This is a genomic window from Streptomyces sp. NPDC006174, assembly GCF_040614075.1.
Classification (GTDB): domain Bacteria; phylum Actinomycetota; class Actinomycetes; order Streptomycetales; family Streptomycetaceae; genus Streptomyces.
In genome coordinates this window covers 615,884-636,037 of the sequence record NZ_JBEXTJ010000002.1, presented here as the reverse complement: position 1 = coordinate 636,037, position 20,154 = coordinate 615,884, and the positions used below count along the sequence as shown (strand labels likewise).

The 20,154-nt window shown below is 70.9% G+C and carries 19 protein-coding genes; 9 read left to right on the top strand and 10 right to left on the bottom strand.

Features of this window, described 5'->3' with window-relative positions; all coding sequences use genetic code 11:
• Positions 1 to 2: 2 nt before the first annotated feature.
• Complete coding sequence (locus tag ABZ267_RS07385; protein ID WP_356754397.1) at positions 3 to 812, bottom strand: ABC transporter permease; 810 nt, start codon at positions 810 to 812, stop codon at positions 3 to 5.
• Positions 813 to 982: 170 nt separating this feature from the next.
• Between ABZ267_RS07385 and ABZ267_RS07380 the strand changes: the two genes are divergently transcribed.
• A complete protein-coding gene (locus tag ABZ267_RS07380; RefSeq protein ID WP_356754399.1) occupies positions 983 to 2,155 on the top strand; it encodes a betaine/proline/choline family ABC transporter ATP-binding protein in 1,173 nt (390 codons plus the stop codon).
• Between the two features lie 51 nt (positions 2,156 to 2,206).
• On the opposite strand, the gene ABZ267_RS07375 is transcribed toward ABZ267_RS07380, so the two are convergent.
• Positions 2,207 to 3,328, bottom strand: a complete 1,122-nt coding sequence (locus tag ABZ267_RS07375; protein WP_356754401.1) for an alpha/beta hydrolase-fold protein — start codon at positions 3,326 to 3,328, stop codon at positions 2,207 to 2,209.
• Between the two features lie 186 nt (positions 3,329 to 3,514).
• Here ABZ267_RS07375 and ABZ267_RS07370 point away from each other — a divergent pair, with 186 nt between their 5' ends.
• The 6 genes from ABZ267_RS07370 to ABZ267_RS07345 all read left to right on the top strand — a co-directional run bounded on the left by ABZ267_RS07370 (position 3,515) and on the right by ABZ267_RS07345 (position 8,469).
• Positions 3,515 to 5,338 carry a phosphatidylglycerol lysyltransferase domain-containing protein gene (locus tag ABZ267_RS07370; protein WP_356754403.1) on the top strand — a complete coding sequence of 608 codons (1,824 nt, stop codon included), beginning with the start codon at positions 3,515 to 3,517 and terminating at the stop codon, positions 5,336 to 5,338.
• A 93-nt stretch (positions 5,339 to 5,431) separates the two neighbouring features.
• The gene (folP, locus tag ABZ267_RS07365) at positions 5,432 to 6,229 is read left to right on the top strand and encodes a dihydropteroate synthase (protein WP_356754542.1); all 798 of its coding nucleotides are present in this window, start codon (positions 5,432 to 5,434) and stop codon (positions 6,227 to 6,229) included.
• Positions 6,226 to 6,699: a nuclear transport factor 2 family protein gene (locus tag ABZ267_RS07360; protein WP_356754405.1), complete on the top strand. Its 474-nt coding sequence runs from the start codon at positions 6,226 to 6,228 to the stop codon at positions 6,697 to 6,699. Before folP ends, ABZ267_RS07360 begins: the two co-directional genes overlap by 4 nt.
• 213 nt (positions 6,700 to 6,912) lie before the next feature.
• The gene (gene folB, locus ABZ267_RS07355; RefSeq protein ID WP_356754407.1) at positions 6,913 to 7,272 is read left to right on the top strand and encodes a dihydroneopterin aldolase; all 360 of its coding nucleotides are present in this window, start codon (positions 6,913 to 6,915) and stop codon (positions 7,270 to 7,272) included.
• A complete protein-coding gene (folK, locus tag ABZ267_RS07350) occupies positions 7,269 to 7,880 on the top strand; it encodes a 2-amino-4-hydroxy-6-hydroxymethyldihydropteridine diphosphokinase (protein WP_356754409.1) in 612 nt (203 codons plus the stop codon). Before folB ends, folK begins: the two co-directional genes overlap by 4 nt.
• Positions 7,881 to 7,983: 103 nt before the next feature.
• On the top strand, positions 7,984 to 8,469 hold the full coding sequence (locus tag ABZ267_RS07345; RefSeq protein ID WP_356754411.1) for a DUF3180 domain-containing protein: 486 nt from the start codon (positions 7,984 to 7,986) through the stop codon (positions 8,467 to 8,469).
• An 18-nt stretch (positions 8,470 to 8,487) separates the two neighbouring features.
• Here the strand turns inward: ABZ267_RS07345 and ABZ267_RS07340 are convergent, their stop codons facing one another.
• The 7 genes from ABZ267_RS07340 to dacB form a co-directional block, all read right to left on the bottom strand.
• Positions 8,488 to 8,862 carry a hypothetical protein gene (locus ABZ267_RS07340; protein ID WP_356754413.1) on the bottom strand — a complete coding sequence of 125 codons (375 nt, stop codon included), beginning with the start codon at positions 8,860 to 8,862 and terminating at the stop codon, positions 8,488 to 8,490.
• A gap of 322 nt (positions 8,863 to 9,184) precedes the next feature.
• Complete coding sequence (gene folE / locus ABZ267_RS07335) at positions 9,185 to 9,790, bottom strand: GTP cyclohydrolase I FolE (RefSeq protein WP_356754544.1); 606 nt, start codon at positions 9,788 to 9,790, stop codon at positions 9,185 to 9,187.
• A gap of 162 nt (positions 9,791 to 9,952) precedes the next feature.
• Complete coding sequence (ftsH, locus tag ABZ267_RS07330) at positions 9,953 to 12,013, bottom strand: ATP-dependent zinc metalloprotease FtsH (RefSeq protein WP_356754415.1); 2,061 nt, start codon at positions 12,011 to 12,013, stop codon at positions 9,953 to 9,955.
• 186 nt (positions 12,014 to 12,199) lie between these two features.
• Positions 12,200 to 12,739 carry a hypoxanthine phosphoribosyltransferase gene (gene hpt, locus ABZ267_RS07325; RefSeq protein ID WP_032754715.1) on the bottom strand — a complete coding sequence of 180 codons (540 nt, stop codon included), beginning with the start codon at positions 12,737 to 12,739 and terminating at the stop codon, positions 12,200 to 12,202.
• 98 nt (positions 12,740 to 12,837) lie between these two features.
• Complete coding sequence (gene tilS / locus ABZ267_RS07320; protein ID WP_356754417.1) at positions 12,838 to 13,938, bottom strand: tRNA lysidine(34) synthetase TilS; 1,101 nt, start codon at positions 13,936 to 13,938, stop codon at positions 12,838 to 12,840.
• 187 nt (positions 13,939 to 14,125) lie between these two features.
• Entirely contained in the window at positions 14,126 to 15,262 is a 1,137-nt protein-coding gene (locus tag ABZ267_RS07315; protein WP_356754419.1) for a zinc-dependent metalloprotease, read from the bottom strand.
• 80 nt (positions 15,263 to 15,342) lie between these two features.
• Complete coding sequence (gene dacB / locus ABZ267_RS07310) at positions 15,343 to 16,827, bottom strand: D-alanyl-D-alanine carboxypeptidase/D-alanyl-D-alanine-endopeptidase (RefSeq protein ID WP_356754421.1); 1,485 nt, start codon at positions 16,825 to 16,827, stop codon at positions 15,343 to 15,345.
• An 86-nt stretch (positions 16,828 to 16,913) separates the two neighbouring features.
• Between dacB and ABZ267_RS07305 the strand changes: the two genes are divergently transcribed.
• Positions 16,914 to 17,408: an inorganic diphosphatase gene (locus ABZ267_RS07305; RefSeq protein WP_018514302.1), complete on the top strand. Its 495-nt coding sequence runs from the start codon at positions 16,914 to 16,916 to the stop codon at positions 17,406 to 17,408.
• Positions 17,409 to 17,584: 176 nt separating this feature from the next.
• Positions 17,585 to 19,288 (top strand): threonine/serine exporter family protein, encoded by a 1,704-nt coding sequence (locus ABZ267_RS07300; protein WP_356754423.1) that lies wholly within the window; start codon positions 17,585 to 17,587, stop codon positions 19,286 to 19,288.
• A 110-nt stretch (positions 19,289 to 19,398) separates the two neighbouring features.
• Here the strand turns inward: ABZ267_RS07300 and ABZ267_RS07295 are convergent, their stop codons facing one another.
• The gene (locus ABZ267_RS07295) at positions 19,399 to 20,106 is read right to left on the bottom strand and encodes a VTT domain-containing protein (protein WP_356754425.1); all 708 of its coding nucleotides are present in this window, start codon (positions 20,104 to 20,106) and stop codon (positions 19,399 to 19,401) included.
• Positions 20,107 to 20,154 lie beyond the last annotated feature (48 nt).

Here is a 20,154-nt window from a genome sequence, read left to right as displayed (position 1 = left end):
GGTCAGCCCGCCTCCACCTTCGCCGGGGCGGACAAGCCCGCCGGTCCACCCGAACCGCCTGACCCGTCGAGCTCACGAGAACCGTCCGGACCACGTGCGCCACGGGAACCGTGCGCGCCACCCGTATCCCTATCCCCCGTCGCCGCCCGTATACGCGTCCACGGCGTCAGCAGCCGCTGAAGGCCCAGGAGCAGCAGATCGGCGGTGACCGCGAGCAGCACGCACAGCACCGAGGCGGCGAGCACCTGCGCCTTGAAGAAGCTCGGCAGCGCGTCCTCGATGAGGTTGCCGAGGCCGCCCTTGCCGACGAGCGAGCCGACCGTGGTCAGCGCGACCGTCGACACGGTGGCTATGCGCAGTCCCGCCATCAGCGCGGGCAGCGCCAGCGGGAGCTCCACCTCCCACAGCAGCCGCCACGGCCCGTATCCCATGCCCCGGGCGGCCTCCTTGGCCTCCTCCGGCACGGCTTCGAGGCCGGCCAGGATGTTCCGTACAAGGATGGTCAGCGAATAGAGCACCAGGCCCGTGACGACCAGCGCGGCCGAGAGCCCGAAGAGCGGCAGCAGCAGCGAGAACATCGCCAGCGAGGGCACGGTGTAGAGGATCGTCGTCAGCCCGAGCACCGGTCCGGCGAAACCGCGGCCCTGGCGGGCGAGCAGCGCTAGCGGGAAGGCGACGGCCAGCCCGATGAGCACCGAGACCACCGTGATCCCGATGTGCTGCACGGTGGCGTCGGTCAACTCCTGGCTGCGGGTGCGCAGATACTCGCCGCAGATCCAGTCGTTCGTCGCCAGGCAGTTCGCTCCGGCCATCCGGCCCCACCTCCCGTTTCCCTGTCGCGTCTCCGTGGCGCCCGTGTTCCCCGTCGCGCCCGATGCCGAACTGATGCCTGGCGAGCCTATCCTCGACCACTGACAATCGCGGAGGGCTGTCGCATTCCGGCAACACGCCCTTCACAGAACGCCCTCCACAATGGGGAATCATGATCCGTTTCGAGCACGTCACCAAGCGGTACGCGGACGGCACCACCGCCGTCGACGACCTTTCCTTCGAGGTCGCCGAGGGTGAACTGGTCACGCTCGTCGGACCTTCCGGCTGCGGCAAGACGACCACCATGAAGATGGTGAACCGGCTGATCGAACCGACCGAGGGCACGATATTCCTCGACGGGGACGACATATCCGCCATCGACCCCGTCGAACTCCGCCGCCGTATCGGCTATGTGATCCAGCAGGTGGGCCTCTTCCCGCACAAGACGGTGCTGGAGAACACCGCGACCGTCCCGCATCTCCTGGGATGGAAGCGCGGAAAGGGACGCGAACGCGCCGCGGAACTCCTCGACCTCGTCGGACTCGACCCCTCCGTTTACGGTGACCGCTATCCGGAACAGCTGTCCGGTGGCCAGCGCCAGCGCGTCGGAGTGGCCCGCGCCCTGGCCGCCGACCCGCCCGTCCTGCTGATGGACGAGCCTTTCGGAGCGGTCGACCCGGTCGTCCGCGAACGGCTCCAGAACGAATTCCTGAAACTCCAGGCCCAGGTCCGTAAAACCGTGCTGTTCGTCACGCACGACATCGAGGAAGCCGTCCGTCTCGGCGACCGGATCGCGGTGTACGGGAACGGCCGCATCGAGCAGTTCGACTCTCCGGCCACCGTCCTCGGCGCTCCCGCGACCCCGTACGTGGCCGACTTCGTCGGCGCCGACCGCGGGCTCAAGCGGCTCTCGGTGACGCCGATCGAGGAGAGCGACCTCGACCAGCCGCCGGTCGTCCACCTGGACGACCCGCTCGCCGAGGCCACCGCGCGCCTCCGCACCGAGGGCGCGCGCTGGGCGGTCGTCCTGGACGGCCGGGACAACCTGCACGGCTGGATCCCGGCCGACAGTGCGGCCGACCCGGACGCGAAGGGCACCGTCCGCGAGCACGCCCGCCGCATGGAGGCATGGCTCCCGCTCGGCGCGCCGCTCAAGCAGGCGTTCGCCACCATGCTCCAGCACGACGCCGGCTGGATCGCGGTCATCGACAAGGAGAGCGAGGGCCGCTTCCTCGGCGTACTGACCCCGGCCCGGCTGCACGAGGCGCTGCGCCGCTCGATCGACGCCGACGCGCAGGCGCTGCCGCGCGCGGAGGTGGCGGTGGAGACGGTGGCCTCCGCCTAGTGGAGACGGTCGCCACCGCTGGACGTGGCACCGCTGGACGTGGCCGGCGCCTCACTGCGCGCTGAGGCGCCCGTTCAGCCACTCCAGCGCCGGCGGGATCTCACGCCGCCAGGTCGTGAAATTGTGCCCGCCGCTGCCCAGCACGATCGAGGACACCTGGGCGGGCGCCTTCACCCGGTCGATGAACTCCATCGTGCTCCTCAGGTTGTTCTCGCCCTGGCGTGAGGTCGTCACCAGGAAGGAGCCGCCGGACGGAGGCCGGTTCTTCAGCGTCCACATCAGGTCCGCGCGGTCGCGCAGCTCCTGCTTCCCGTGGAACAGGTCGCCGGTCGTCGGATCCTCGGCGGCCTTGTAGTACGCGGACAGCCCGGCGCTCGCCGCGTACCGGTCCGGGTGGTGCAGGCCGATCTTCAACGCGCAGTAGCCGCCGGTCGAGTTGCCGATGATGCCCCAGTTACGGGCGTGCTTGCCGACCCGGTACGACTGTCCGATCGCCTCGGGGAGGTCCTTCGCGAAGAACGTCTCCGTCTGCGGGCCCTTCGGTATGTCCACGCACTCGGTGTCGCGCGGCGGCGCCACCGAGGGCCGCAGCATCACCAGGATCATCGGCTGCGCCTTGCCCGCCTTCACGCGCTCGTGCGCCGTCCGCGGATACCGCAGGCCCGTGAGCAGGCCCTCCGCCATTCCCGGATAGCCGGTCAGCACCACCACCGCCGGGAACGTCCGCTTGGCGTACGCGCTCTGGAAGTACTCCGGCGGCAGATAGACGTACGCCGGTGACTCGATGCCCGAGAGCCGCCCGGAGACCACCACCTTGTCGATCCGCCCGCCCACCGACGGCACTCCGCCGCCCGGCACGTCCGGGCGTTGCGTACCGATCCGCGTCATGTACCGGGAGCCGGGACCGCCGTCCGCGTGGTCGGTGACCACGCCCAACTCCTGCTTCTGGCCGAAGAGGTCGGCCCAGGAACCGTAGAAGAGGAACGCGTTGTTCACCGCCAGGCCGACCGAGGCGAACAGCGTCAGCTGGGTCGCCAGCAGCAGCCCCACCCGGCCCGTCACGGCGGCGGCGCTCCGCCGGGCCAGCCGTGGCCAGAGCCGGACCGTGGCGGCGAACAGTGCCACGGCCAAGGCCGCCACGACCGCCAGAACTACCTTGCTGGTGAGACCCATGAGCGCGCTTTCTCTCCGTTTTCGCTACTTGTCCGCTGCGTTCCCGCCGCGTTTCCGAGGGGAAATTTCCGGAATGTGGATGAACCCCCGCGACCCGGCCCCCGTCCTAGAGGGAGCACATCGTCCGGAACGGCCGACCGCCGACGGACCAAAGAACCTGCACTCTCATCTGGAGCCACGGAAGCGATGTCTGTCACGGTAGATGGGGATAAATCGGTATCGGTTCCGCAGTGGATGCGGCGGCTCCTGCGCGGCCCGCGCCCCGAAGCCGTACCGGCCGTCGTCGGCACCGCCAGCACCGTCGCCGGCCTGATCGACGTCGCCGCCGGGGTCTTCCCGCGCTTCCGGCACAGCCGGATGCACACGCTCGCCGAGGTGCTGCCCGGAGCGCTCGGCCCGTTCGCCGCCGCACTCTCGCTGAGCGCGGGCATCCTGCTGCTCCTGCTCGCGCACGGGCTGAAGCGGCACAAGCGGCGGGCCTGGCGGGCGGCGGTGGTACTGCTTCCGGCGGGGGCCGTGGCGCAGTTCGCGTACCGTCACTCGGTCGTCGGCGTGCTGGTCTCACTGACGCTCTGCGCGCTCCTGGTACGCCACCGGGACCAGTTCCGCGCGCTGCCCGATCCGCGCAGCCGCTGGCGGGCGCTGGCCAACTTCGTGCTCCTCGGGGCCTCTTCGCTGGCGCTCGGCCTGGTCATCGTCTCCGTCCATCCCGGCCGCGTCGTCGGTGACCCGTCCATCGCGGACCGGCTCCAGCACGTGCTGTACGGCCTGTTCGGCGTGGAAGGGCCGGTCGACTACGCCGGGCGGACCACCTGGACCGTGGCGTACTCGCTCGGCGCGCTCGGCCTGCTGACCGCCGTCACCACGATCTACCTCGCCTTCCGGCCCGAGCACCCGGCGGCCCGGCTCACCGAGGACGACGAGAGCCGGCTGCGGGCGCTGCTGGCGACGCACGGCGGCCGCGACTCGCTCGGCCACTTCGCGCTCCGCCGCGACAAGGCCGTCGTCTTCTCTCCCAGCGGCAAGGCCGCCGTCTGCTACCGGGTCGTCTCCGGAGTGATGCTGGCCGGCGGCGACCCGATCGGCGATGTGGAAGCGTGGCCGGGCGCCATCGAGCGGTTCATGGACGAGGCGAAGGCGCACTCCTGGACGCCGGCCGTGGTGGGGTGCAGCGAGCGCGGCGGCGAGGTCTGGACCCGCGAGACCGGCCTCACCGCGCTGGAGCTGGGCGACGAGGCGGTGGTGGACGTCGCGGATTTCTCCCTCGCCGGGCGGGCCATGCGGAACGTACGCCAGATGGTGGGGCGCATCGAACGCAACGGCTACGAGACCCGGGTCCGGCGAGCACGTGACATCGGCCCCACCGAGCTGGAGCGCATCCGCCGCGCCGCCGCCGACTGGCGCGGCACCGACACCGAGCGCGGCTTCTCCATGGCGCTCGGCCGGATCGGCGACCCGGCCGACGGCGACTGCGTGATCGCCACCGCACACCTGCCCGGCACCGGCGACGGACCGCACGGCGACCTGAAGGCCGTCCTCCACTTCGTACCGTGGGGCCGCGACGGGATGTCGCTGGAGCTGATGCGCCGCGACCGCTCGGCTGATCCCGGCATGAACGAGCTGCTGATCGTCGCCTCGCTCCAGGCCGCCGGAAAGCTCGGCGTCCAGCGGGTCTCGCTCAACTTCGCGATGTTCCGCTCGGCGCTGGCACGCGGCGAGCGGCTCGGCGCCGGGCCGGTGCTGCGCTGCTGGCGCGGGCTGCTGATCTTCCTCTCGCGCTGGTTCCAGATCGAGTCGCTGTACAAGTTCAACGCCAAGTTCAAGCCGCGCTGGGAGCCGCGCTTCGTGGTCTTCCGCACCAGCCGCCACCTGCCGCGCATCGGGATCGCGGCGATGCAGGCGGAAGGGTTCGTGAACGTCTCGCCGCCCCGCCCGTTCCGCTCCCGCGCCCGCCGCCCGTGCGGCCACGCGCAGCCCACCGCACCGGAGCGCGAGGTGAGCGCGGCGTAGAGGGCGGCGTGGCGGGCCTAGGCTGGAAGCATGAGTACGTCACGCGTGCGCGGCACAGTCCGGGGACTGCCGGAGTGGGACCGCTGTGCGGTCATGGGGGTCGTCAACGTGACGCCCGACTCCTTCTCCGACGGCGGCCGCTGGTTCGACACCACGGCCGCCGTCAAGCACGGCCTCGACCTGGTGTCCGAAGGCGCCGACCTGGTCGACGTCGGCGGCGAGTCGACCCGGCCGGGTGCCAGCCGGGTGGACGCGTCGGAGGAGCTTCGGCGGGTCATCCCGGTCGTCAAGGGGCTGGCCTCCGAAGGCGTCACCGTCTCCGTGGACACCATGCGCGCCCGCGTCGCCGAGGAGGCCGTCGCCGCCGGAGCCGTCCTGGTCAACGACGTGAGCGGCGGCCTCGCGGACCCGGACATGATCCCGGCCGTCGCCGCCGCCGAGGTGCCGTTCGTGGTGATGCACTGGCGCGGCTTCAGCGAGTCGATGAACAGCCGGGCGGTGTACGAGGACGTGGTCGCCGAAGTCCTCGACGAGCTGCGGCAGCGGATGGACGCGGTGGTCGCGGGCGGAGTGGCCCCGGAACGCGTGGTGATCGACCCCGGCCTCGGCTTCGCGAAGATGGCCCCGCACGACCTGGCCCTCGTCGCGCACCTGGACGAGCTCCACGCGCTGGGCCGCCCGCTCCTGGTGGCCGCCTCCCGCAAACGCTTCCTCGGCCACGTCCTGGCCGGCCCCGGCGCCACCCTGCCGCCCGCCCGCGAACGCGACGCGGCCACCGCGGCCATCTCCGCCCTCGCGGCCCGGGCCGGGGCCTGGGCGGTCCGGGTCCACGAGGTCGGCGCCACCGCCGACGCCGTACGCGTGGCCCGCGCCGTCGAGGGAGCCACGTGAACGAGGACCACGCGTCGGCCGCCGCCGACATCGCGGAGGTCGAGGCCGCCAACACCGCCTTCTACGAGGCGCTGGAGCGCGGCGACCACGAGGCGCTCTCCGACCGGTGGCTGCCGGGCGAGGACCTCACCGTCTCGTGCGTCCACCCGGGGTGGCCGGTGCTCACGGGCCGCGGCGACGTGCTCCGCAGCTACGCGCTGATCATGGCGAACACCGAGTACATCCAGTTCTTCCTCACCGACGTCAACATCGCGATGACCGGCGACACCGCGTTGGTGACCTGCACGGAGAACATCCTCAGCGGCGGTCCGGCCGAGGAGGGCAGCGACCTGGGGCCACTGGTAGGCCAGCTGGTCGTCGCCACGAACGTGTTCCGGCGCACGCCCGAGGGCTGGAAGCTCTGGTCCCACCACGGCTCGCCGGTCCTGGCGGAGACCGACGAGGACGACGACGAGGAACTGTCGTCCTGACGACGCGCAGCCACCCTCCCGAGTGGGTAGGGGCCGGGCAGGGATTGGAGTCCACGACCGCGGGGTATGGGCGGCTACCAGTCCCGTGAGGCGCTGTCCATGGCCCCCACGGGCGAGCACGGTCGGTGCTCGCAGGTAGATTCGAAAGCAGGTACCTCGCCGCCCGCACGCGGCCGGGTGCCTCTTGGACCAACGACAGCAGGAGTGATTCGCGTGGATCGTGTCGCGCTGCGCGGCCTCAAGGCCCGTGGGCACCACGGCGTCTTCCCCAAGGAGCGGGAAGAGGGCCAGACCTTCATCGTCGACCTGGTGCTCGGCCTCGACACCCGCCCCGCGGCAGCCACCGACGACCTGGCCCGCACCGTGCACTACGGCGTGGTGGCCGAGGAGGTCGTCGACGTGGTGACGGGCGAGCCGGTCGACCTGATCGAGACGCTCGCCGAGCGCATCGCCCAGCAGTGCCTGAAGCACGAAGGTGTCCAGGAGGTCGAGGTCGTGGTGCACAAGCCGGACGCGCCGATCACCGTCCCCTTCGACGACGTGACCATCACCATCACCCGGAGCCGAGCATGACCGCTTTTTCCACCGAGGGGCAGAGCGACCCGACCGTCCAGCCGGTGCCCACCGCCGTCGTCAAGCAGGTGGACGCCGCCGACATCACCCTCTCCAACCCGAAGATGGCCGTGATCGCCCTCGGCTCCAACCTGGGCAACCGGCTGGAGACCCTCCAGGGCGCCGTCGACGCGCTGGAGGACACGCCGGGCCTGCGGGTCAAGGCCGTCTCCCCGGTCTACGAGACGGAGCCCTGGGGCGTCGCGGCCGACAGCCAGCCCTCCTACTTCAACGCGGTCATCCTCGTGAAGACCACGCTGCCGCCCGCCTCCCTGCTGGAGCGCGGCCAGGCCGTCGAGGAGGCCTTCGACCGGGTCCGCGAGGAGCGGTGGGGCCCGCGCACGATCGACGTCGACATCGTGTCGTACGCCGACGTCCTCTCCGACGACCCGGTCCTCACCCTCCCCCACCCCCGCGCCCACGAGCGGGCCTTCGTCCTCGCTCCCTGGCACGACATGGACCCCGAGGCCCAGCTGCCCGGCGCGGGCCCGGTCGCCGACCTCCTCGCCGGCGTCGGCCGCGAAGGCGTCCTGCCCCGCGCCGACCTGGAACTGCGCCTGCCGGAGTAATCGTTAGGCTCGACGGGCACGAGCTCAGGAACACGGGCTCGGGGCTCGCGGGCTCACGGACAGGCGGGCTCGGGAACACAGGCGACGAAGGGCGGCTCACGCGGTGAAGCAACTACGGCTCGGGGTACTGGCGGGCCTCTTCGCCGCCGCCGGTGTCCTCTCCTGGGGCGGCGCCCGCCTCTGGGACTCCTTCGGCACGCTCCCGAGCGTCCCGCTGGCCGCTTCCATCGTGCTCGCCGTGATCGCGGTGATCCTCCTGGCCACCGCCCTCTCCATCCGCACCCGCCTCCGCGCCCAACGCGAACGCCGCCCCGGCGCCAAGGGTGTCGAGCCCCTGATGGCGGCGCGAGCGGTCGTCTTCGGCCAGGCGAGCGCCCTGGTCACCGCCCTGGTCGCCGGGATGTACGGCGGCACGGGCGTCTTCCTGCTCAGCTTCCTCGACGTCCCACCCCGCCGCGACCAGGCCATCTACGCCGGCGCGGCGGTGGTGGCGGGCATCGGCGTCATCGCGGCCGCCTTCTTCCTGGAACGCGTCTGCCGCCTCCGCGAGAACGGCGACAACGACGGCACGGGGGCGGCGGCCGCTTAGAGCGGCACCGAGCCCGTCTCACTCCGCTTCCCGCACCAGGTGGCCGTTGACCAGGAAGGTGGGATGCGGCCGGAGCCGGTAGCTGTACAGGGTGAACGGCTTGCCCGGAGCGACGCGGGGCCGCACGGCCTCGACCGTCACCCAGCCCGACTCCACCGAGTCGGCGTCATGATGCTCCGGCCGGAACGTTCCCCGGGCCGCCCAGCGGTCGACCAGGATCAGATGGGAGGCCAGGCCCTTCTTGGAGGGAGTGAACCGGGCTCCGATGACCGTGGCCAGCTCGGCGAGGAAGGGGACGTTCGCACTGACCAGAGTGCGTCCGGCCCAGTGCTTGGCCCGGCAGCCGTCGCCGCCCGCGTACTGTCGCAGCGCGTCGGCGAGGTAGGAGGACACCACACGCACCCGGAAACCAGGGATGTCCCGGCCCAGGTATCCAGAAGAGGCCGCGTCACAGGCTGGGGCCGCGCTTCCAGCCCCGTCGCCTCGGTGAGGCTGCGCGCGTACCGATCGGCGAACGCTTGGTCTGCGCCGTACGGAGTCCGTCCAGCGTCCACAGCCTGGTACCGACGGCTATGTCCGGGGCTCGGAGGCGCCCTCCCACCGCGTTGACGGTCTGCCTGCTCGGTAATCCGTGGTCCATACGGCGCTCCTCGGCCTGCTCACCACCTCAGGCCGAGGAGCGTATCGGGCACCACTGACAAAGCGAGCCGACGGCCTAGCGGGCCAGGATCAGGCTCATCGCCTCGGCGCGGGTGGAGGCGTCACGCAGCTGTCCCCGTACGGCCGACGTGGTCGTCTTCGCGCCCGGTTTGCGGATGCCCCGCACCGACATGCACATGTGCTCCGCCTCGATCACCACGATCGCGCCGCGCGCCTCCAGGATCCGCATGAGCGAGTCCGCCACCTGCGTGGTGAGGCGCTCCTGCACCTGGGGTCTACGGGCGAAGACGTCCACCAGCCGGGCCAGCTTCGACAGGCCGGTGATCTTGCCCGTGTCGGCCGGGATGTAGCCGACGTGCGCGACTCCGTGGAAGGGCAGGAGGTGGTGTTCGCACAGGGACATGATCTCGATGTCCTTCACCAGGACCATCTCATCGTGTCCGAGGTCGAACGTCGTGGTCAGAACGTCCTCAGGCTCCTGGCGGAGGCCCGCCAATATCTCCTTGTACGCCCGCGCCACCCGTCCCGGCGTCTCCTTGAGGCCCTCGCGGTCCGGGTCCTCTCCGACCGCGATGAGCAGTTCGCGTACGGCCGCCTCGGCCCGCTTCTCGTCGAAATCGCCGATCGATCCCTGGCCGTCCAGCGTCACCGGGTCGGTCATCTGTGCCTCGTTCCTCATGGCTGCCCCGTGCGCGGATCGCACGTGGACATCGCAGGCATACGGAAAAGCCGCGCCCCCACAGGCTAAAACCTGGGGGGCGCGGCATCCATTCCGGACCTGGTGAGACCCCCGTGACGGAGGTCTCACCGGATGCGGTGCGGGCTAGCTCTCGGGACGCTCCTCGGGGATCGCCTCCGTGGAGGGGGCGATGTCCTTCGTGAGGTCCGTCGTCGGGGCGATCTCCGGCGGAGTGGCCGAGCCGTTGGCGGTGGAGGCGCCGTTGGTGAGGGCCAGCTCCTTGGGAGAGAGCACCGGAGGCCGCGTCGACGGGGTGCGCCGGGCGGAGCCGGTCCACGCCGGGCGGGCGGGACGCTTGACGATCGGGGCGAAGATCTGCGCGATCTCGTCCTTGCCGAGCGTCTCCTTCTCCAGGAGTTCGAGCACGAGGGCGTCGAGGATGTCGCGATTCTCTACGAGGATCTCCCACGCGTCGTTGTGCGCGGTCTCGATGAGCTTCTTGACCTCTTCGTCGACCAGAGCCGCGACCTCTTCCGAGTAGTCACGCTGGTGGCCCATCTCGCGGCCCAGGAAGGGCTCCGAGTTGTCGCCGCCGAACTTGATCGCGCCGAGCCGCTCCGTCATGCCGTACTGCGTGACCATCGCGCGGGCCGTTGCCGTGGCCTTCTCGATGTCGTTGGCCGCGCCGGTGGTCGGGTCGTGGAAGACCAGCTCCTCGGCCGCGCGCCCGCCCAGCATGTACGCCAGCTGGTCGAGCATCTCGTTGCGCGTCGTGGAGTACTTGTCCTCCTCCGGGAGCACCATCGTGTAACCGAGGGCGCGGCCGCGGGAGAGGATCGTGATCTTGTGGACCGGGTCCGACTGAGGAGAGGCCGCCGCGACCAGGGCGTGTCCGCCCTCGTGGTACGCGGTGATCTTCTTCTCCTTCTCGGACATGATCCGGGTCCGCTTCTGCGGGCCCGCCACGACGCGGTCGATGGCCTCGTCGAGACTCTCGTTGTCGATCAGCTTCTTGTTGCTGCGCGCCGTCAGGAGCGCGGCCTCGTTCAGCACGTTCGACAGGTCGGCACCGGTGAAACCGGGCGTGCGGCGGGCGACGGCGCCGAGATCGACGTCCTTCGCGACCGGCTTGCCCTTCTGGTGGACCTTGAGGATCTCCAGCCGGCCCAGCATGTCGGGGCGGTCGACCGCGATCTGCCGGTCGAAGCGTCCCGGACGCAGGAGCGCCGGGTCGAGGATGTCCGGGCGGTTCGTGGCGGCGATCAGGATGACCCCGCCCTTCACGTCGAACCCGTCCATCTCGACGAGCAGCTGGTTGAGCGTCTGCTCGCGCTCGTCGTGCCCGCCGCCCATACCGGCACCGCGGTGCCGGCCGACGGCGTCGATCTCGTCGACGAAGACGATCGCCGGAGCGTTCGCCTTGGCCTGCTCGAAGAGGTCACGCACCCGGGAGGCACCGACACCGACGAACATCTCGACGAAGTCGGACCCGGAGATCGAGTAGAACGGCACGCCCGCTTCGCCGGCGACGGCGCGTGCGAGCAGCGTCTTGCCCGTACCGGGCGGCCCGTAGAGCAGGACGCCCTTGGGGATCTTGGCGCCGACGGCCTGGAACTTCGCCGGCTCCTGGAGGAACTCCTTGATCTCGTAGAGCTCCTCGACCGCCTCGTCGGACCCCGCCACATCGGCGAAGGTCGTCTTCGGGGTGTCCTTGGTGATCAGCTTGGCCTTGGACTTGCCGAACTGCATGACCTTGGAGCCGCCGCCCTGCATCTGGTTCATCAGAAACAGGAAGACGACGACGATCAGGACGAAGGGCAGCAGCGAGAGGAGGATCGAGACGAACGGGGACTGCTTCGACGGCGAGACGGTGTAACCCTTCTCGATGTCACCCGCCTCGAACTTCTGCTGGAGCGTGTCGGCGAGCTGGACGCCCTGGTTGCCGATGTAGCTCGCCTGGAACTTGGTGCCGGACTCGCCGGCAAGCTTCTGGCCGTCCTTAAGTTCGATCTTGAGAATCTGTTCGTCACCGGTGGTCAGCTTGGCCTGCTCCACCTGGTCCTTGCTGATCGCCTGGATCACCTTGGCGGTGTCCACCGTCTTGTAGCCGCCCGACGAGCCGACGACCTGCATCAACACGACCACGGCGAGGACGGCCAGCACGATCCACATGACCGGCCCACGGAAGTATCGCTTCACGTCCATCCATACGGAGCGAAGACGCCCCGTCCCTCCTGCCCGTAGGTAAATGCTGCTGTGTGTGAAAGCTCTGCTGGAAAAGAGTGCTCTTCGGACGGTACCCCAGCAAGGAGGCCCGCGACCGCTGCGTACGGCGGATAAACCCGCTTTCGAAGCTTCAACGGCCCGAAGGCCGCGAGGGTTCCCCGCCGGTCAGCCGCCGTAGACGTGCGGGGCGAGCGTGCCGACGAAGGGGAGGTTGCGGTACTTCTCCGCGTAGTCCAGCCCGTAGCCGACGACGAACTCGTTGGGGATGTCGAAGCCGATCCACTTCACATCGATCGCGACCTTCGCGGCGTCCGGCTTGCGCAGCAGGGTGCAGACCTCCAGCGAGGCCGGCTCCCGGGAGCCCAGGTTGGACAGCAGCCAGGACAGCGTCAGACCGGAGTCGATGATGTCCTCGACGATCAGGACGTGCTTGCCCTTGATGTCGGTGTCCAGGTCCTTGAGGATCCGTACGACACCGGAGGACTGGGTGCCCGCCCCGTACGAGGAGACGGCCATCCAGTCCATCGTGACGGGGGTGGACAGCGCGCGCGCCAGGTCCGCCATGACCATCACCGCGCCCTTGAGGACGCCGACGATCAGCAGGTCCTTGCCCGCGTACTCCGCGTCGATCTTCGCGGCCAGCTCGACGAGCTTCGCGTCGATCTCTTCCTTGGTGAGAAGCACCGACTGGAGGTCGCTGCCCATGTCCTTCTCGTTCACCCGCGTCTCTTTCTCGCCTGCCGGGCCCGGGGCTGTGCCCCGGGCCCGGCCCGGCTGTTCGCCTGCGGCTGGCCGCTCGCGCGTCAGCTCTGCCGAATGACCAGTCTGCCACCCTGCCGTCGGGCCTCGACGCGGCCGGGCAGGTTGATGGCCCCCTGGCCGCGCCAGCCGGTGATCAGGCGGTCGACTTCTTCGAGGTGGCGGGCGAAGAGCGAGCCGGCCGGCGCACCGGCCTCGATGACGGCCCGGCGCAGCACGCGGCGGCGTACGGCGGGCGGCAGGACGTAGAGCTTGGCGCACTCCAGCCGGCCGGTCTCGTCGCGTACGGCGAGCTCGGCCTCGGCGGCCCAGGTGTCCAGCGCGTCGGCGTCGTCGCGGGAGAGCTGGGCCGTGCGGGCGAGGGCTTCGACGACTCCTTTGCCGAGGGCCTTCTCCAGGGCGGGCAGGCCCTCGTGGCGGAGGCGGGAGCGGGTGTAGGCGGGGTCGATGTTGTGCGGGTCGTCCCAGACCGGGATCGACTGGACCAGGCAGGCCTTGCGGGCGGTCTGGCGGTCGAGCTGGAGGAAGGGGCGGCGGTAGCGGCCTGCCGGTCCGGAGGCGGCGGCCATGCCGGAGAGCGAGCGGATGCCGGAGCCGCGGGCGAGGCCGAGGAGGACGGTTTCGGCCTGGTCGTCGCGGGTGTGGCCGAGGAGCACTGCGGCGGCGCCGTGGCGTTCGGCGGCGGCGTCCAGAGCGGCGTAGCGGGCGTCGCGGGCGGCGGCTTCGGGGCCGCCTCCGCGTCCGACGTGCACGGCGACGGCCTCGACGGGGTCGAGGTCCATGGCGGCGAGCCGGGTGACGACCTCGGCGGCGCGGAGGCCGGATCCCGGCTGGAGGTTGTGGTCGACGGTGATGCCGCCGGCCCGGACGTCGAGCTTGCGGGCCTCGAAGGCGAGGGCCGAGGCGAGCGCCATGGAGTCGGCACCGCCGGAGCAGGCGACGAGGACGAGCGGGGCGGCGGGCCGGTCGGGGAGGGAGAGTGTGCCCGCGGTGCCGGCCTCGGCGTAGCGGGAGGCGGGCGCGGTGCGCCGGGCCTCTTCGGCGGGGCGGCCGGGGCCGTCGTGCCGGTGGAATTCGGTGAGGACGTCGTTGAGTACGCGGCGGACCGCCAGGCGTATCGCCGCGACCGCAGGATGGGGACCCATGTCCGGTGCCCTTCGTGAAGGTTCGGGAGGAGCATCGAGCGCCGGAACGCAAGAGTCCCGTCACTCAGAGTGCGTCGATGGTGACAGAGGCAAGCTGTTCATCGAGCATTGCACGCCTTCCCATGCCCTCATGGTCCCCCGGATGGGTGATTGGAAGGCAGATTCCCGGCGGTGGGCCGGAAAAGGGTCACGATTCGGCCTTGCGGTGCACCCGTGCGACCCACTCGGCGGGTTTGGCGATCTCGGCCTTGGTCGGGAGGGTGTTGGGCGAGGTCCAGACGCGGTTGAAGCCGTCCATGCCGACCTCGTCGACGACCGATCGTACGAACTTCTCGCCGTCCTTGTACTGACGGAGCTTGGCGTCCAGGCCGAGCAGTTTGCGCAGCGCCTGGTCGAGCCGGCCGGCGCCCTGGGCGCGGCGCTTCTGGAACTTCTCGCGGATCTCGGCGACGGAGCCGACGACCTCGGGGCCGACGCCGTCCATCACGTAGTCCGCGTGGCCTTCGAGGAGCGACATGACGGCGGTGAGGCGGCCGAGGACCTCGCGCTGGGCCGGGGTCTGGACGACGTCGACGAGGCTGCGGCCGCTGTCGTCGCCGCGTTCGCCTTCGGGACGGCCGGCGCCGGAGAGGGACTGGGCGGCCTCGCGGAGCCGCTCCAGGAAGGTCATCGGGTCGACGTCGGTCTCGTCCAGGAATGACTGGATCTCGCCCTGGAGGTGGTCGCGGAGCCACGGGACGCCGGTGAACTGGGTGCGGTGGGTCTCCTCGTGGAGCGCGACCCAGAGCCGGAAGTCGTGCGGGTCGACGTCGAGTTCCCGCTCGACGTGGACGATGTTCGGCGCGACCAGGAGCAGCCGTCCGCCACCGTCGGCGGAGCCGGGCAGCTCGCGGGTGGCCGGGGCGAACGTCTCGTACTGGCCGAGGATCCGGGAGGCGAGGAACGAGAGCAGCATGCCCAGCTCGACGCCGGTGACCTTGCCGCCGACCGCGCCGAGGACCGCTCCGCCGGGTCCGCCGGAGCGGCGGGCCTCCATCTTGGCGAGCAGCGGGCGGAGCAGTTCGCGGAAGCCGGCGACGTTGGCCTTGATCCAGCCGGCCCGGTCCACGACCAGGACCGGGGTGTCCTCCGGTTCGGCCCCTTCCGGGATCATCCGGGTGAAGCGGCGGACGTGTTCCTCGGAGGCCTTGGCGTGGCGCCGGAGCTCCGCGACGACGGCACGGGCCTCCTCGCGGCTGATCTCGGGCCCGGGCCGCACCAGTCGGGTCGCGGTCGCGACCGCGAGGTTCCAGTCGACCATCTCTGCACCACCGATGCTCGTCATGCGTCAACCGTACGTGAGCGACTCGCCCGGTGGTGGGGTCTTGTGCGGCTCTTCGGGTGGGGCCTTCGAAGGAGTGGGGCTCAGCCGGCCGGTCCGGTGAGTGCGGCTGCCAAGGCGTCGAGAGCGGCTTCGGCGGCTTCGGGCGCGGTGGAGCCGGCGGCGAGAAAGGCGAAGGCGAGCAGTCGGCCCCGCGGATCCACGACGGTTCCGGAGAGTGCGTTGACGCCGCTGAGGGTGCCGGTCTTGGCGCGGATCAGGCCGGTGGCGGCGGCGGTGTCGGTGCCGTCCTGGTAGCGGGTGCTGAGGGTGCCGGTGAAGCCGGCGACGGGGAGGCCGGTGAGGACGGGGCGCAGTCCGGGCCGCTCGGGGTCGGCGGCGCGGGCCAGGAGCGTGGTGAGGAGGGCCGGCGTGACGCGGCCCTCGCGGTCGAGTCCGCTGCCGTCCGCGAGGCGGGCTCCGGCGGTCGGCACCTGGAGTTTCTTGAGCTCGGTGGTGACGGCTCGGCGGGCACCGGCGAAGTCGGCGCTCTCGCCCTTGGCGATGGCGGTCTGCCGGGCGAGGGCCTCGGCGATGTCGTTGTCGCTGTTGGTCAGGGTGCGCTCGACCAGAGCGGCGAGCGGCGCGGAGTGGTGCGTTGCGACGGTACGGGCCGTGCCGGGCGCGCGGGCCGCGCGGGGCTCGCCGGTGACCTTGACGCCCGCCTTCTTCAGCTGCGCGGCGAAGGCGCGGGCGGCGTCGCCTGCCGGGTCGTCGCTGCGGGTGGCGGGGCCGCGGTCGGTGCCGTCGAGCCGGCCCTCGTCGACCATCAGCGCGGTGACGGGCGCGAGGTTGGGGTTCTTGCCGATGGGGTGGCGCTCCGGGCCGGTGTAGCGGGAGGTGTCGTACGTGAGCCGTACGCCGGTGGCGTCGGCCTTCTCGACCGCGCGCGCCGCGGAGGCGGCCAGGGACTTCAGGGCGGCCGGGGTCAGGGTGGGGTCGCCGCCGCCGACGAGGGTGAGGGTGCGGGCGTCCTCGGAGAGCCGGGCGGTGGTGGCGATGCGGTGGTCGGGGCCGAGGGCGGAGAGCGCGGCGGCGGCGGTGGCGATCTTGACGGTGGAGGCCGGGGTCATCGGAGTGGCCGCGCCACGCCCGTACAGCTGCTTGCCGGTGGCGGTGTCGACGACGGAGGCGGCGACCTCGGTGCCGAGTTCGGGTGCGGCGATGAGCGGGGCGAGGGCGGTGCGCAGACTCGCCGGGTCCTGAGGGGCGGAACGGGTGACGGGGTCGAGCGCGCCGAGGACGGCCGGGGCGCTGGGGGCCGGTTCGGGGGCGCCGGGGAGCCTGCGGCCGTGATGTACGCCACCTGTGGGGTGCTCGGCGGCTGCGAGCTGCCGCTCGGCCTTACGCTGACCGTTGTCCCAGGGACCGGCGGCGAGGACGGCGCCGGTGGCCACGACCAGGCCGAGCACGGCGGAGCCTGCGACGACCAGCCAGGTGTCGGACCCGTTGCGCTTGCTCTTCAGGTTCCTGATCCGGCCCCAGGGGTCCGACGGGCGGTTCGACGGTTCTTCCACCGGCTCGGCCACCGTTGACCAGCCCCTTTCGCGAGCACTCTTCTGCGTGGGGGACACTTAATCACCCGTCGTATGTGTTGATCATGGAGGAGCCACCCGTGGAGTTCGACGTCACCATCGAGATCCCGAAGGGTTCGCGGAACAAGTACGAGGTGGACCACGAGACCGGTCGGATCCGCCTGGACCGTCGACTCTTCACCTCGACCAGCTACCCGGCCGACTACGGCTTCGTCGAGAACACCCTCGGCGAGGACGGCGACCCGCTGGACGCACTGGTCATCCTGGACGAGCCGACCTTCCCCGGCTGCCTCATCAAGTGCCGCGCCATCGGCATGTTCCGGATGACGGACGAGGCCGGCGGCGACGACAAGCTGCTGTGTGTCCCGGCGTCGGACCCGCGGGTGGAGCACCTGCGCGACATCCACCACGTGTCGGAGTTCGACCGCCTGGAGATCCAGCACTTCTTCGAGGTCTACAAGGACCTGGAGCCGGGCAAGTCCGTCGAGGGCGCCGACTGGGTCGGCCGTACCGAGGCGGAGGCCGAGATCGAGGCCTCGTACAAGCGTCTTGAGGCGCAGGGCGGCAAGCACTGACGTCCCTCTTCCGGTTCCGCTTGTGAGCCGGACGGCCGTACGGGAACGGGCGGCACACCTTCACAGGTGTGCCGCCCGTTCCGCTGTGCGCATCGCCTCGTCATGCGGTGGTCATGTCGGTGGCCATACTGGGCACACGTGCGCCCGGAAGATCAGCCGAGGAGGAGCGAGGTCGAGTGGTGGCGGAATCGGGCGGTCCGGAGGACCAGAAGCCCCAGTCCGACGAGGCGCGGAGCGCTTTCGCGCCGCCTGCCGGGACGATGCAGCCGGTGTCGCCGCCCGAGGAGGACCATCCGACGTCGGAGTTCGCGATCCCGGTCGGCGTGCACCAGGACGCGAGCGGGTCCGGTGGTTCCGGCGGCGGTTCCACGGGCGGCCCGAACTCGGACACGCTGAGTTCCGCTTTCACTCCGCCGAGCGCGTACAACGCTCAGCAGGCGCCGCCCGCGTTCACTCCGGCGCAGGGCATTCCGATGGTCCGGCTGACCAAGGAGGCGCCTTGGCAGGACCGGATGCGCACGATGCTCCGGATGCCGGTGACCGAGCGCCCGGCACCGGAGTCCGTCCAGCGCACCGATGACGACACGGGTCCCGCCGTACCGCGCGTGCTCGACCTGACGCTCCGTATCGGCGAGCTGCTGCTGGCGGGCGGCGAGGGTGCGGAGGACGTCGAGGCGGCGATGTTCGCGGTGACCCGTTCGTACGGGCTGGACCGCAGCGAACCGACCGTCACGTTCACGCTGCTGTCCATCTCGCACCAGCCGTCGCTGGTCGACGACCCGGTGACGGCGAGCCGTACCGTACGCCGCCGGGGCACCGACTACACCCGGCTGGCGGCCGTCTTCCGGCTGGTGGACGACATCACCAGCGAGGACACCGAGATCTCTCTGGAGGAGGCCTACCGGCGGCTCGCGGAGATCCGGCGTAACCGGCACCCGTACCCGGGCTGGGTCCTGACGGCGGCCGCCGGGCTGCTCGCCGGTTCGGCCTCCGTGCTGGTCGGCGGTGGTGTGCTGGTCTTCATCGTGGCGGCGGCGGGCGCGATGCTCGGCGACCGGCTGGCGTGGCTCTGCGCCGGTCGCGGGCTGCCGGAGTTCTACCAGTTCACGGTGGCCGCGATGCCGCCGGCCGCGATGGGTGTGGCGCTGACGCTGACCCATTCCACGGACATCCGGCCGTCCGCGGTGATCACCGGTGGGCTCTTCGCGCTGCTGCCGGGACGGGCGCTGGTGGCGGGGGTGCAGGACGGTCTGACCGGCTACTACATCACCGCATCGGCCCGCCTCCTCGAGGTCATGTACTTCTTCATCGGGATCGTCGCCGGTGTGCTGATCGTGCTGTACCTGGGGCTGCAGCTGGACGCGCAGCTCAATCCGGAGGCCCGGTTCACGCCGTACGACGAGCCGGCGGTGCAGATCCTGGCGTCGATGGCGCTCAGCCTGGCCTTCGCGGTGCTGCTCCAGCAGGAGCGCCACACCGTGCTGGCGGTCACCCTCAACGGCGGTGTGGCCTGGATCATCTTCGGCGCGATGGCCCGGACCGGAGGCATCTCGCCGGTCGCGGCGACGGCGGTGGCGGCCGGTCTGGTGGGCCTGTTCGGCCAGCTGTTCTCGCGCTACCGGTTCACCTCCTCGCTGCCGTACATCACGGCGGCGATCGGGCCGCTGCTGCCCGGTTCGGCGACGTACTTCGGTCTGCTCGGCGTGGCGCAGAACGAGCTGGACGCCGGGCTCGCCTCGCTGTCCACGGCGGTCGCGACGGCGCTGGCCATCGCGATCGGGGTGAACCTGGGGAGCGAGGTCTCGCGGCTGTTCATGGGAGCGCCGGGCGCGGTCGGCGGAGCGAGCCGCCGGGCGGCGAAGCGGACCAGGGGGTTCTAGCCCCGGTATACGGAAGCGCCCCTCCCCGCAGGTCCGGGGAGGGGCGCTTTCGTGCGCTTACGTACGGGAGAAGAGGTCGGCCGTACGGGAGTCGGCCGTACGGGAAGGGGTCAGCGCTTGGCGTGGCGACCGCGGCCGGTGGCCGGAGGTGCCGGCGGGCCGTCGAGGGCGCCCGGCGCCTCGGCGGCGGCGGCCTTCTTGCCCTGGCTGCGGGCGCGCAGGACCTCGACCACGATCGGCAGCACGGAGAGCAGCACGATCAGGATGAGGATCTTCTCGATGTGCTCGTGCACGAAGTCGATCTTGCCGAGCAGCGCGCCGAGCACGGTGACACCCACGCCCCACAGGAGTGCGCCGACGACGTTGTAGATGACGAACAGGCGGTAGTTCATCCGGCTGACGCCGGCGATGATCGGCGTGAACGTCCGCACGATCGGCACGAACCGCGCCAGGACCAGCGACTTCGGTCCGTGCTTTTCAAAGAATGCGTGGGCCTTCTCGACGTTCTCCTGCTTGAAGAGACGGGAGTCCGGGCGCTTGAAGAGGGCCGGGCCGACCTTGCGGCCGAAGAGATAGCCCACCTGGTCGCCGAGGATCGCGGCGACGGCGATCAGCGTGCAGACGAGCCAGAGCGGGTACTTCAGCTGTCCCGTGGTCACCAGCAGCCCCGTGGTGAACAGCAGGGAGTCGCCGGGCAGGAAGAAGCCGATCAGGAGTCCGGACTCGGCGAAGACGATGAGAAGAAGGCCGGGAAGGCCGAACGTATTGAGCAGATAGTCCGGGTCCAGCCAGCTCGGGCCGAGCGCAAGCGTATTCAAGGGTCCGGGCTCCAGGATGTGTGCGATGGCGGCTCTGTAGGCCGCCCC

What these genes read in the sequence shown, in the direction of transcription:
- hpt (WP_032754715.1), bottom strand. Translation starts at nt 12,739, where the DNA reads ATGGGCAGCGACCTCCAGTCGGTGCTTCTCACCAAGGAAGAGATCGAC.
- folE (WP_356754544.1), bottom strand. Translation starts at nt 9,790, where the DNA reads ATGACCGACCCGGTGACGCTGGACGGCCAGGGATCGATCGGCGATTTC.
- ABZ267_RS07370 (WP_356754403.1), top strand. Translation starts at nt 3,515, where the DNA reads ATGTCTGTCACGGTAGATGGGGATAAATCGGTATCGGTTCCGCAGTGG.
- ABZ267_RS07375 (WP_356754401.1), bottom strand. Translation starts at nt 3,328, where the DNA reads ATGGGTCTCACCAGCAAGGTAGTTCTGGCGGTCGTGGCGGCCTTGGCC.
- tilS (WP_356754417.1), bottom strand. Translation starts at nt 13,938, where the DNA reads ATGGGTCCCCATCCTGCGGTCGCGGCGATACGCCTGGCGGTCCGCCGC.
- ftsH (WP_356754415.1), bottom strand. Translation starts at nt 12,013, where the DNA reads ATGGACGTGAAGCGATACTTCCGTGGGCCGGTCATGTGGATCGTGCTG.
- folP (WP_356754542.1), top strand. Translation starts at nt 5,432, where the DNA reads ATGGGGGTCGTCAACGTGACGCCCGACTCCTTCTCCGACGGCGGCCGC.
- ABZ267_RS07385 (WP_356754397.1), bottom strand. Translation starts at nt 812, where the DNA reads ATGGCCGGAGCGAACTGCCTGGCGACGAACGACTGGATCTGCGGCGAG.
- ABZ267_RS07315 (WP_356754419.1), bottom strand. Translation starts at nt 15,262, where the DNA reads ATGACGAGCATCGGTGGTGCAGAGATGGTCGACTGGAACCTCGCGGTC.
- ABZ267_RS07380 (WP_356754399.1), top strand. Translation starts at nt 983, where the DNA reads ATGATCCGTTTCGAGCACGTCACCAAGCGGTACGCGGACGGCACCACC.
- folK (WP_356754409.1), top strand. Translation starts at nt 7,269, where the DNA reads ATGACCGCTTTTTCCACCGAGGGGCAGAGCGACCCGACCGTCCAGCCG.